Below are 11,814 nucleotides of genomic sequence, written 5' to 3' on the forward strand. Positions count from 1 at the left end.
CCCTTCCCGCAGATCATGAGAATGCATCCGGTCAGGCCTTCGGACAGGCCCCGAAGGCGCAAGGCAGACTGCACCTATGCGGGTCAATGCGAACACACACGGTGAAGTTTGGGTAGCGAGGACCGGCTTTACCCGTTGGTTTTCGAAGGTCGCTCGGCAGCCGCTCCAATCAACCGGCGGAGCGAGGCCCACGCGGAGGCCTTTCCCGCTTCGCGTCCGTCGACGTAGCCCGCAGCGTAGAGCCGGCAGGCAATTGCCGCCATTTGCGGCTCGGTGTCCGCAGGAATGAACCCAAGCAGGTCACCGCTGCCATTACGGAGTTCGAGCATGTCGGGATGCTTGTCCTGATCGGGCCATGCCACGAGCGCAAGCGACCCAAGCTCTGCGAGATCGGCATTGTAGGTCGCCGCAAAGAGCGCCCCGATTTCGGGTTCGATGGTCATGTCACTGCTTTCCCAAGATCATGAGCCGCACGGCACCTCGCGGCCGGTTGCCAAATTGCTTCGCCGCCATCTGGGACCCTGGCAGTGCCCGGACAGGACGATTGGGCAAAGCCCAGCCCCAATCCGGGGAAGAGTATGCCCGTCAGAAAGGACGCAGCGAGAGGGCGACTAGGGTCTTTCGCCGCTGGGAGTGCCGAACACGTCGCCGCGCCCGCGCTCCCACGCCTCTTACCAGAAGTCATCGGCCGTGAACCCGGCCTCCAGGAGCAGCTCTGCAGCCAGACCAGGGTACTCAGCTACGAGCGAGGAAAGGTCGTCGTGATTCGCCTGATCATGCTGCGCCCGGCCCCAATTCCCTGCCTCGCGGATCGAGGGATCTCGCGCGATGACGAGCTTGGAAGCGTCGAACTTGAGCATGGCGGCCAGCAGCTTTTCACAGTGCGCGACGTCAAGGGTTTCGCGCGGTCCGTGCTGGGCGTAGTAGCCGACGGATAGGTTAGTGCACTCTGGAACGATGCCGGCGTACTCGTTGGTATCCGTGAAAATACCAGTATCGTCCGGCCGGTACCTGAATGTCGGATCGAGTTCGTTGAGCAACGCGGCCAGACTGGCGGCAAACGCGTTGGAGCAAGTGCGCCCCGAGGCCTGGTGGGTGATGACGTCGGCCAGCCCGGCCCTGTCGAACGCGATCGCGGAATCGATATCTTCGAACACCTCCGGTGCCCGCCTCTCGATCCATCGGGACCCGAGGCAGCCCAGTTCTTCCCCGCGATGGAAGACGTAGAGCCCCGGACGGCTTGCCGCGATCATGTTGAGCATGATCCATAGGCCCGCGCCGTCGTCTGCGCCCAGCGACATGCCCGGCTTTCCATTGCGCAGTCTTGCAAGGCCTTGATCGTCGATGAAGACGTCTTGCAAGCCGCCGCGCACCGCAACGGTATCGATGTGGCAGCTCCACATGACGCGGGGCCGGTCGCCAACAGCGATGACACGATTTCCAAACCGATCGGCGGTCATTCCCGGAACCCTGTCGAGGAACTCACGGCAGAACGCACGTTCGGTCTCGCTGTCGTGGGGCCGGGCCCAGGACAGGATTTCGAGCAGGCCGCCCCGACCTGAAAGATGATGCTCCATGGCTCAGGCCCCCGCGCTTGAAGAGTGGTGCGGGGTTCGGGCCGTGACCTGTGCGGTTACGGTCGGTCCGGGCCAAGCATCGCCCGGTATCCCGTCCGCGCGATCTGACGAGGAGGACAAGTGCCGCCCTTCAGAGTTAGCTTGCTCGCTGCATGGCGGCAGAAAGCCAGCACCTGCGGCGTTGAAACCATCCCCGCTCAACTGATCAAGAGCGTAGCGCGAAGTCGCATCACTATCCAGGAAACCACGGTAAGCCAGCACATGCGCGTTGGCTTGGAGGGTATCCTCATCGTCGAGGGCGCCGGGCAGACAATCCGCACAAAGCCACTCGCCCTGGTGTTCATAAAGGTCGTCGGAGTGGAATATTTCGCCAGTCCCATCGCACGCACGGCAGCAACTGCGCATCCACCATTCGCATCGGTCCTCGAGATAGACGGCTCCGAAATCTTCGGCGGCGTCCTCGAGCACAGTATGCCCGGTCGATCGGCCGTGCACGAAAATGAAGTCTTCGTCCTCGGCATAGAGCCGCTCATTGTGCTCGCAGAACGTCGTGCTGTTATTGTAGCAGTTCTCGCACCATTGTTCGGACGAGCCATCGGCAAAATGGACGGTCTCGTAGGCCCTGGTCTGGTTTTCGCACCGGGGACAATACCAGGGAACGACCCCCAGTCCCGTCGTGCTCTCAGCCGATATGGATCCCTGTCCGACGACAAGATATTCCCCGTTGTCGGCCAGGTCGCCGCCGCCATCGATGTATGGGACCACGAAGCAGCCGTCGTCACAGATACGCTTCAGGCGGGCACCGTTCAGGCCTCCCTCGACGTAGCCGGCGTTTTCCAGGAGGAGCTTCAGGCGAGAAACGTCGCCATAGATGGTGGTGTAGACCTTGCGCTCGGGCCAGACGATGCTTCGCGCGCGCGCATCTTCGCGGGATCCGATGTAGGCAAGCGCGGTGTCCGGCCCCGCATAGACGCGAACCGGATGACAGAGGCTTTCGAAGTCGTCCGCTGGGTGCGCCATGCAGCTGCATGGCCCTCCGACATAGACATCCTCGATCTCGTCGGCGTCCTGCGTGATCTTGAGCGTATCTTCCTGCAGCTGGACGGAAAGCCGCGCGCACCAGCCCTCGATCGCATTGTTGTCGAGGTGGTCGGAGAAGAACCGGCGGAGGTACCGACCAGGCGACATGACCAGCTGCCGGTCGGCCATGCCCTTGGCGGAATTCTCGGTGAAGGCGATCTTGCCCGCCTGCTCGGTAGAGACATGGCAAAAGTGGTCTTCGTGCAGCGCCTGATACCAGGTTTCGTCGTGCCACGGCACGCGGGTGTAGGTCCCGTCGGCAAACCGCAGCCGCTCCCGGGTTTGCCAGTCGACATCGCCGTTTTCGTTGTCGGCGAGCGCCACGCGGAAAGGAATGCCGGGGAAGTGGAGATCAATCCGCTTTCGGGCAGCCTCGGCATCGCCGAACGTGGGCCACAGGTTCGACTGATCACCCGGAAGCAGGCAGAAATGGGAGGTTATAGGCCGCCACTCGTCGGTCGAGGGCGAATAGAGGATCTGGAATTGGGCCATGGACGTGACTCCACGAGCCGCGCAGCTAAGGCGCGCGGCTGAACATCGGCGCGGCCGCGCCGGGAGGTGCGCACAGGCCGGGGCGAGGCTGCTCGAAAGCAGCCCCGCATCGCCAGCACGCGGGGGCGGAAAATCGGGACGAAATCGTAAGGCACCGAAGGCCCGCAGGCGCGGACCTCCGGATCAAACTAACGTCTCAACGGCAGGTCATGCAGCGGCGGACATGTCCGGGTCTTCTGCGCAACCGGCAGGATCGCCCCCTTCAGGGCCGCGGTCTGCCGCATTGCGCGGTGGGACATCGTCGGTGAAGGCCATCGGGCGCGGCACCCAGGAGAGCAGACGCTCTTTCATGTCGACCTCGGTCACCGCATCACCCGCGAACAGGCGTTCTGCCGAAACGGCGAGGTCGAACTTGCGTGCTCCCATGTGGCGACTGCGCAGTTCTGTTCCTCCAATGGCCTCGAAGAGGTCAAGGATCCGGGGTCTGGTCAGTCGGTCGAAGAAATTTCGCGCGGTGGGCCGCCACCAGCTGGCCACGTCGATCGCAAGTTTGGCGCCAAGATGATCCAGGAAGCTCGCGCCCTTTTGTCCGTGAGGAACGGCATGTAAGGTACGCGCAACCGCCCAGCCCAGCCAGGCCATCCGCGCGTTCTCCTTGAGGCCGCAGAAGGCGTCATAGCGCTCAGGCAAGGTTTCATGGGCTTGCCAGCTGCGATCCAGCCCAACGGTGAGCTCGGCCCAGTCAGCTGCCGCCTTCGTCTCGCTTTCGAATCCATGGGTGCGGGGGCCGGCGGCCGCGGCGCTGAGTTCGCTCGGTATCCAGGTCCACCCCGCCAGGGAAGCCCGGTCCGCCATGATGAATATGGCCAGGTCCAGTGCAAACCGGGGATCATTGGCTACATGCACGGCGAGAAGTTCGGTCTTCATGCTGGCCAGCTCGTCGAGCAGGCGCTGGCTGTAGGTCTCGTCCGCCGTATCGTTTGTGTCGGGAATGGCAGGGCCATCCTCGGCAGTACCAAGATCATCATCGTCCGCGGTACCGTCGCCCGCGCCCCCGCCATCGCTATCGCCATCGCCGGCATCATCATCACCGCAATGCATCGCGAAGTATTCATGGTGGAGCTGCGGGCAGCCATCACTGCCGATGATCAGGTAGGCGACCGCGCCTGCCTTCTGCTCTTCCGTGAGATCCACAGACGCGCCGAGAAGAGTCTCAATCTCCTCGTTGAGAGCCTCAATTTCATCGCTCTGCTCGTCGGTGTAGTACTCAGCGCCCTGCGCTTCTGCTTCGATCGCCTCGAGGCGGGACGTGATCGCATCGTGACGCCCCTGGGCCTCGGGATCGAGGGGCATCGAGACTGGCTCGATCCGAGTAAGGCTGCATGTTTGCGAGTACGGAACCGATGTGGCGGTGATGGCTCGCACCTCGGCAAAGCCTTCGCGCTCGCGCAGGGCAACGGCGGCCTTCGCCATGGCTTCGGCGGCAAGACGTTCGACCAGATCGCCGTCGCACCAGGTTTCGGAGGCCTGATCGCTGAAAAGATCGGTTTCGACGCGCCCACCGGCCGCGAGATAGGCGTCCCGACCGACCAGGATCGCCTTGGGGTCCGCCCCCTTGAACGAGCCGGTGGCAAGCTGGCGCCGGATCTCGTTGAGATTGGATTGGTAGTAATGCCCCTCAAGCTCACCGAAGACTTTGGCCTGGCGGTCGGTATCGGCGGTCGCGGCGTAGGCCTTTGCGACGTCGAGCGTGATCTCGCCTGCGCGCAAGGCCTCGAAGATGGGCTGTGCGAGATTTGCCAGGCGCAGCCGCCCAAGGACAAAACGTTCCGTTTTCCCAAACCGTTTGGCCAGATCCGCCGGCGCCTTCTTCTCGCCCTCGATCATGCCTTGAAAAGCGCGGCATTCGTCTGCCGGGTTCATCGGCAGGTTGTAGTAATTTTCAGCGAAGCTCATCTCGATGGCGCTGCACGTGTTTTTCACCACCAGCACGGGGACCATGAAGTCCTCGTTCAGCTTGCCGCTGGCGATAGCCCGGTGGACGCATTCGAGGCGCCGGCCGCCCCCAACGATTTCATAGCACCCCTTCTTGCGCGGAACGGGAACACCGATCAGGTTCTGGAGAATGATGCCTGTCTCGCCAATGTTCGCTTCCAGCTCGGCATCGGCCGCCTCATCGCTCTGCGTCCTGACATTGTGCTTCGACACGGCACAATCGAGCGCTCGGACATAGAGAAGATTTGTCGTTGTCATAGGATAGATCCTTCTGGCGGATCGGCTGAAAACCAGCCTGTCATCCGCCCCACCCCTTCTCCCTTTCCTCCTGCTGGCAGCGGCGCCTCAGGACATCGTTCCAATCGTTGTGGCCGCCCCAAGGCCACTCGGTCCGCACCGCAAGGCCGCGGAGGCTGTAGGCTGCCTTCGCCTTTTCGGCCGCGACCCGTCCTGCAACGTCGCTGTCGGGTAAAAGTACCACCGTTCGAACCAGCCTCGGCAGTGAGAGGACGTGAAAGCGAGTGCTGCCGAGCACGGCCCAGACCGGAATTCCGAGCAGCGCAGTCGCGGAGAGGGCCGTCTCGATCCCCTCTGCGAGGCCCAGCTCAGCTTCCGCCGCGGAAAGTCGCACTGCCCCTCCGTAGAGGCGTCCAAGGCACATCCGAGGGTTTTGAAGGTCTGGCGCTAGCCCGATGCCGTCAGCGCGCAGAAAAATGCGCTGTAATCCGGTCAGGCCGCTTTCACCGGCAACTGCCGCAAGGATAGCAGGACGTTTCCCTACGGCTCGCCCGCGCCCAAGCGGTGTTCGCGGATGGAAACGCAAGGCCGGTGGATGAACGGCGAGGTTTCGGCTGCGAAGGTAGTCGGCACCTATCGTTTGCTGGAGCGGAAACGCCTCGTCCCAGAGAGCTCGGACCAGCGACCCTGAGCGCGGCGTAACGAAACCTAATTGCCGCCGTTCCTGTCTTGGAACTACCCAGTGATCGGCGCGCAGCGCAGCCAGTACCGCCGAGGTCTCGCATCCTGCGAAGCACTTGAAGAGCAACGTCCGCTCACCGATGCGAACGGACAGGCTTGCCACCCTGTCGTCATGAGCGGGACATCTGCACGTTCCTCGGTCCAGGTGCCAGCGGCCGCCCAGAGCGGTTACGAGTTGCTGTCCCGCCGCCGCAAGATTGGCGGGTAATGCCACGGGTTTCTCCCCTTTGAAGCACTGTATCCAAGCAGACTCCGCCCCCCCTCCCTTTTCCGCCGCGTGTAGGCCCTGGGAGATCGTGACATTTTTTGACAACATGGTCCGAGATTTCATGAGAAGGCCCAATGACGGCAATCAGCAACACAACCGCCCTGCTCGCAGCGACAGCATGCCTTCTCCTTTCAGTTGGGGAAACGCCGCCCAGGATCCGCGCGAAGAACGAATATATGGGAAATGGTCATCATCGGAAGTTCGGGCGTCCTTAGCCAGCGACGCAGCCGATCAGCCCACTCCGCATAGCAATGAGCGAGCAAGGCGATCTATTTGACTTTGGGTTACATCCTATTTTGGGGCGGCATAACTGGGGAGGCCGTTCATTTCTCAAGAAACTGCGCAGCGACCCTCCCGCGACGACGACCCGGCTTGTTTAGGACGGTATTGTGAGTGAGTTTCTCCGCCTCGGCCCTTTACCTCGGGCGGTCTGCAGCCGGCCGTCGCCATTTTCAAACCGGGGGCTGGGCGTTCGATAGCGGCAGCGTCATTCTATATCTTAGCATTGATAGGCCAGGAGTATATTTAAGAGATAGATTCCGATGCGATGGATTGGCCTACATCGAATTTTATGCCAAAAGTATGTCATGAGCTCATCACAGACGAAAAAGTTAAAGGGCCTCCTCGATAGCTGGATACCGAACAGTGTCGCAACCAGCGCTTATCTCAACGAGCGAGGCATATCGCCGCAGGACGTGCAGAACTACACCACGTCACAGTGGTTGACTCCGCTTGGCAGAGGAGCATTCAAGCGCCCTATGGAGATGGTGACCTGGCAGGGGGCACTCTTTGGTATCCAATCCCAATTGAAACTGCCGGTTCATGTAGGCGCGCTGACCGCTCTGGAGATGAGCGGAAACAGCCACTATCTGCGTTTTGCCACGACAAGGGCATATTTGTTCTCCCCGCTCAATGTGGCACTGCCGCAATGGTTTAAAAGGCATTGGGGAGACGAGATCCGTCACGTACAGACCAAACTTCTGCCGCCGGAATTCGGGCTGAAAGAGCAGGAAGGACGGGAAGGATTTGCATTGAAGTGCGCATCAGCCGAACGCGCAATTCTCGAACTTCTTCATCTTGCACCGAAGGAGTTCGATCTCGTCGAAGCAGCGATGATCGTCGAAAGCATGACGTCGATCCGCCCAAAACTCATGCAGACCCTGCTGGAGCAATGCGCCTCGATAAAGGTGCGCAGATTGTTCCTCTACCTAGCGGAGCGCGCCGACTTGCCGATCATGCGGCATCTGGATCTTAGCAGGATCGATTTGGGATCCGGAGATCGCAGCCTGGTGCCGAATGGACGGTACGTAGCTAAGTACCGTCTGCTGCTCCCCAAGGAGTTGGTCGACCATGGCTGATCCTTACCGCGACCAAGTCCGACTGCTGCTCGACATCCTGCCGTTGGTGCTGGCGGAGCCGGTCTTTGCACTAAAGGGCGGGACCGCCATCAACCTGTTCGAATGGGATCTGCCGCGGCTCTCGGTAGACATCGACCTGACATATCTGCCCAATCAGGACCGTAAGACCTCTCTGGACGGAATCAGAGACGCTCTGGCACGCATCGGTACGGAGATAGAGCAAAGGCTGGCGCCGACACGCGTCACGAGGACACGGCAAGGCGAAGAAGGCATGGAGGTGAAGCTCCATTGCCAGCGGATACGCACGCAAGTGAAGGTCGAGGTCAATCCCTCCCTGCGGGGCCATCTCTTCCCGACGCGGAACTTGCCTTGCTCGGATAGTGTGCAGGATCAGTTTGAAGCCTTCGTGGAGGCTCGCTGCGTTTCCCATGGCGAATTGTTCGGGGGCAAGATTTGTGCCGCGCTGGATCGCCAGCATCCCCGCGACATGTTCGACGTCAAGCGCCTGCTCGATCGGAAGGGTATCACGAATGAAGTTCGGCTCGGCGTGATCGCCGCAATGGTTAGTCACGGGCGTCCAATTGCCGAACTGATTGCCCCTCGGCGTCGTGAGCAGCAGGATACTTTTCGGTCACAATTCGAAGGAATGCCGTTCGAAGCGTTCAGCTACGAAGATCATAAAGTGACTCTCGACCGCCTCGTCCAGGGCCTTCGAGGGGCACTGACAGACAGTGATCGCACATTTCTCCTGTCTTTTGAGCAGGGCGAGCCGGATTGGGCGCTCTATCCTGTCGCGACGCTTGCCGAGTTGCCGGCACCGCAATTCAAACTGGCAAACATCCACAAGTATCGGGAGGTTCGGCCAGAGCGGTTCAATGCGAACGTAACGGCCTTGCAGATAGCACTTTCAAACTAGGCTCGCTGCTGGGAGCGGATGCGAACCTGGATCACGTCCGCTCCGAGAAGGAGATGCTTCCTCAAGCTAACAATATATTTTATTGTTATCCGATTGCGACGGAAAAATCCTCGATGGAGGAAATTAGGTACACGTAATCGCAACACCGGGGGAGATTAAAAGGGCTTGTCGCTGATCGCAGCGCAGTGCTGTTTATCGGCGTTTTCCGGGCGTGCTCATTGGTTACGCTTTCGTACCCTACGAGGTCGGGCAGAACGCTGCTGTCGCTCAGGCCGCCCCCATTTCCATGCTCGCCGGTGTCATGTCAGGATGCTTGTCCTGATCGGGCCATGCCACCGAAACATCTCCCAGCTTTGGCCGCCCAGAGCGGTTACGAGTTGCTACGCCGCCCTGGCAAGATTTGCGGGTAAAGCCATGGATCGATGCCTCCGAAGCACTGTATCCAAGCAGCCCCCGCGCCCTCTCCTTACTTTTCCGCCGCATGTAGGTCTGACGAGAATGTGACAGTTTTTGGACAATATGGTTCAAGATTACGCCGACAGTCATGGCATTCTATCTCCGGAAATGAGGCTTGGGAGATAGCGATGGAGTGGGTGCACGTTCATAGAAACGCCGCTGCAACAGACCGCGTCGGTCAGCATGAGAAAGCCGGCCGCAATCACGGCCCCCTGCGTCTGGGATATTTGCCGAATGGCGCACAAACCACGAAACTTCGCTGTGCCGGTCTTTGCGGCAAATCGGCCCGGCATGTCGGGCGGCGCGATCACCCGGCCGAGAACCCTATTCCCCATTCAATGCGGGTGGATCCACATAATACCCGTGCTTGGAGGTCCCGTTCATGAAGCCCGATATTCCGACGATGACCCAGCGTTCGGATCGCCGGCTGATGATGGGCCTTGCTCAAAGCGGTCTTGAGCTGCTGGTCAGAGAGCTCGGCCTCGCGCTCTTTCGTCAGCCAGCGCTCGAGATGCTCTTCGACCTCTACAACAAGCCGGAGGCGGAGCCTCGTTATCTGACTGCGCTATGCGGTGTATCGAGCACATCGGAACGTAACTCGCAGCGCATCGTCCACCGGATGGAACAGCACGGCCTGGTCGAGACGGGACCGGATGTCGAAGATGGACGCCGGACGATTGTATCGCTCACACCGCTGGGTCGCAGGGCGATAGAACGTTTTCTCGACGAGTGGGCGGCCAGCTCCGAATTCAAGGCACTTGTCGACGAACAATTGATGATCCGGCGCGTCACTTCGGCATTGAACAGCGACGACTGAGCAAGAGACTTGAAGTTTTTTTCGAACGGAGGCAGCTTACCAAGCGCAGACCGGCATTGAGAGGCGGGTACCGGCTGCAGGTAATACCTTCCACGCATGAACAGGGGCGGGACCGTACGAGTCGCGCGCAGGCACTGGATATTTAGCCCGCCGCCGGTGGTGGCCTAGTCGTGCGTACCTTGTTCTATGATTTTACCGACGACCCACGGTCTGTCGGCATGTTTGCAGCATCGTGATCGCGATGCTCGGCTTTGAGAAAAGCAAGCGCCGCCGCGCTTCGCGAACCTTGTTCGAAGACCGGAAGGAATTCGACAGTTTCTATCGTCGGGAGGCTCCAAAGTTGCTTCACTTTCTGAAGCGCCGGATCTGGATCGAGGAAGAACGGGCGGACCTCGTCCAGGAAGCCTTCATGCGCCTCCTGGCAGCCAGGTCAGACGCCGCCCAGGACAATCCGGGTTCCTACATCCAGGGTATATTGCGGCATCTTCTCGCCGACCGGGCGCGGGCCTGGGCAAGATCCAATGCTGCAAGGGTCGAGGACATGCCTTGCGCGCCCGCGCCGGAATTGCCCGATGCAGCGCTCGAATTGGCCCAGATGCGAGAGCAATATCGTATCGCGGTCGAGGCATTGCCTGCGAAAACGAGAACCGTTTTTATGATGCACAGGGCCGAATCCATACCCTACAAAGAGATAGCGCAGAACCTGGGTATCAGCGTTCGCACGGTCGAATGGCACGTGGCGGAAGCGGTTCAGCGCATCGGCAGGAGCCTATCCAGTGAGGACTGAAAGCGGCGGCGGTCCCCTTCATCTTACCGACCAGCTCAATCATGAGGCGGCTGTCTGGTTTGCCCGCATGCGCGGCCCCGACCGGGACGAATTCGAACAGGATTTCGAGGCCTGGCTGCAGGCAAACCCGCTCCATCCGATTGCTTACCAACGCGCCGGCGAGGTATTCGCCATCGGTAGGTTTCTAGCCGCCGAGCACAGCGCACAAAGAGCGCCTGCGAACGACAACCCGTGGGCCGGCAAGGCAAAGTGGTTTGCCTTGGCGGCCATCCTCGCAATCGCGCTGATCATGGGCGCCTTCGTCATCAAAGGGCTGCCGCAACTGGAAGGCGCCGCGCCCGCGCCGCGGACTGCCGCGAACGGGCAGCAGAGGGACGGTGAACATAGGGCTCGCTATGCCGCTGGCGAGGAAACGGGCCGATCCATAAAGCTTGCCGACGGCTCTGCGGTGACCCTGGAGCCGGGAAGCATTCTCACTGTGGCCTTCCGGCCAGATCGCCGGGAACTCGGACTCGAGAGCGGTCAGGCCCGCTTCGATGTAGCGCATGAAGCACGGCCATTTGTCGTGACGGCCGGCGGCGGAAGCGTAACGGCACGCGGGACGATTTTTGAGGTACAGGTCGGTGCGAACCGGCAGGTAACCGTAAATCTCGTGCGAGGCGCTATCGATGTCGAGCGACCGCGCCTGACGGACGGTTCGCTTGCCGCCTTCTCCCGCCTCGAGCCAGGCGAAAGTCTCGCGTTCACCGCCGCAAGCGGCCCCTCCCCTAGCCAGCTGAAGAACGGCACGATGGTCTCTTCCGCCAGTCGTGACAGGCAAGCCTTGCCGCGGGTATTCGACCGCACACCGCTCTATGCGGTCATTGCCGAGACCCGCGCATCGTCCGGGCGCACGATCCATCTTTCCAATCCTTCGATTGGTCAATTGCGCGTCAGCGGCCGATTTCGGATAGACGACAGTGAACTGGTCGCCGACAGGCTTTCGGCCTTGTTCGGACTGGAAATCGAAAGGGATCCCTCGGGCGAAGTGACATTGCGGTCCGCGCTTTGAAAAAATTTCGTCCGGCACCCCGTAGTCACCCCAGCGGCA

Annotated in this window: 10 protein-coding genes; 5 read left to right on the forward strand and 5 right to left on the reverse strand. The window is 60.8% G+C overall.

The features are described 5' to 3' along the window. Window positions 1–128 precede the first annotated feature (128 nt). From ACI3K3_RS17440 to ACI3K3_RS17460, 5 genes are all read right to left on the reverse strand, one after another. The gene (locus tag ACI3K3_RS17440) at window positions 129–443 is read right to left on the reverse strand and encodes a hypothetical protein (protein WP_404915929.1); all 315 of its coding nucleotides are present in this window, start codon (window positions 441–443) and stop codon (window positions 129–131) included. A 228-nt stretch (window positions 444–671) separates the two neighbouring features. Then, entirely contained in the window at window positions 672–1,460 is a 789-nt protein-coding gene (locus ACI3K3_RS17445; protein ID WP_404915931.1) for a M28 family peptidase, read from the reverse strand. Window positions 1,461–1,580: 120 nt separating this feature from the next. Next, complete coding sequence (locus tag ACI3K3_RS17450; protein ID WP_404915933.1) at window positions 1,581–3,149, reverse strand: hypothetical protein; 1,569 nt, start codon at window positions 3,147–3,149, stop codon at window positions 1,581–1,583. A gap of 207 nt (window positions 3,150–3,356) precedes the next feature. Next, a complete protein-coding gene (locus ACI3K3_RS17455; RefSeq protein WP_404915935.1) occupies window positions 3,357–5,402 on the reverse strand; it encodes a ParB/RepB/Spo0J family partition protein in 2,046 nt (681 codons plus the stop codon). A gap of 40 nt (window positions 5,403–5,442) precedes the next feature. Then, window positions 5,443–5,775: a toprim domain-containing protein gene (locus ACI3K3_RS17460; RefSeq protein ID WP_404915937.1), complete on the reverse strand. Its 333-nt coding sequence runs from the start codon at window positions 5,773–5,775 to the stop codon at window positions 5,443–5,445. Window positions 5,776–6,977: 1,202 nt separating this feature from the next. Between ACI3K3_RS17460 and ACI3K3_RS17465 the strand changes: the two genes are divergently transcribed. The 5 genes from ACI3K3_RS17465 to ACI3K3_RS17485 all read left to right on the forward strand — a co-directional run bounded on the left by ACI3K3_RS17465 (window position 6,978) and on the right by ACI3K3_RS17485 (window position 11,775). After that, window positions 6,978–7,748, forward strand: a complete 771-nt coding sequence (locus tag ACI3K3_RS17465) for a type IV toxin-antitoxin system AbiEi family antitoxin domain-containing protein (protein WP_404915939.1) — start codon at window positions 6,978–6,980, stop codon at window positions 7,746–7,748. After that, a complete protein-coding gene (locus tag ACI3K3_RS17470; protein WP_404915941.1) occupies window positions 7,741–8,664 on the forward strand; it encodes a nucleotidyl transferase AbiEii/AbiGii toxin family protein in 924 nt (307 codons plus the stop codon). The genes ACI3K3_RS17465 and ACI3K3_RS17470 overlap by 8 nt, the downstream gene beginning before the upstream one ends. Before the next feature lie 838 nt (window positions 8,665–9,502). Next, entirely contained in the window at window positions 9,503–9,937 is a 435-nt protein-coding gene (locus tag ACI3K3_RS17475) for a MarR family winged helix-turn-helix transcriptional regulator (RefSeq protein ID WP_404915943.1), read from the forward strand. Between the two features lie 241 nt (window positions 9,938–10,178). Next, complete coding sequence (locus ACI3K3_RS17480) at window positions 10,179–10,724, forward strand: RNA polymerase sigma factor (RefSeq protein WP_404916018.1); 546 nt, start codon at window positions 10,179–10,181, stop codon at window positions 10,722–10,724. After that, window positions 10,714–11,775, forward strand: a complete 1,062-nt coding sequence (locus tag ACI3K3_RS17485; protein WP_404915945.1) for a FecR family protein — start codon at window positions 10,714–10,716, stop codon at window positions 11,773–11,775. Before ACI3K3_RS17480 ends, ACI3K3_RS17485 begins: the two co-directional genes overlap by 11 nt. Window positions 11,776–11,814: the final 39 nt, after the last annotated feature.

Origin of the sequence: Novosphingobium sp. ZW T3_23 (genome assembly GCF_044987305.1) — a bacterium.
In the GTDB taxonomy this organism is placed as follows: Bacteria; Pseudomonadota; Alphaproteobacteria; order Sphingomonadales; family Sphingomonadaceae; genus Novosphingobium.

Bases quoted from the DNA above. Each gene is read 5' to 3' on its own strand.
- ACI3K3_RS17440 (WP_404915929.1), bottom strand. From the start codon at position 443: ATGACCATCGAACCCGAAATCGGGGCGCTCTTTGCGGCGACCTACAAT.
- ACI3K3_RS17445 (WP_404915931.1), bottom strand. From the start codon at position 1,460: ATGACCGCCGATCGGTTTGGAAATCGTGTCATCGCTGTTGGCGACCGG.
- ACI3K3_RS17450 (WP_404915933.1), bottom strand. From the start codon at position 3,149: ATGGCCCAATTCCAGATCCTCTATTCGCCCTCGACCGACGAGTGGCGG.
- ACI3K3_RS17455 (WP_404915935.1), bottom strand. From the start codon at position 5,402: ATGACAACGACAAATCTTCTCTATGTCCGAGCGCTCGATTGTGCCGTG.
- ACI3K3_RS17465 (WP_404915939.1), top strand. From the start codon at position 6,978: ATGAGCTCATCACAGACGAAAAAGTTAAAGGGCCTCCTCGATAGCTGG.
- ACI3K3_RS17470 (WP_404915941.1), top strand. From the start codon at position 7,741: ATGGCTGATCCTTACCGCGACCAAGTCCGACTGCTGCTCGACATCCTG.
- ACI3K3_RS17475 (WP_404915943.1), top strand. From the start codon at position 9,503: ATGAAGCCCGATATTCCGACGATGACCCAGCGTTCGGATCGCCGGCTG.
- ACI3K3_RS17480 (WP_404916018.1), top strand. From the start codon at position 10,179: ATGCTCGGCTTTGAGAAAAGCAAGCGCCGCCGCGCTTCGCGAACCTTG.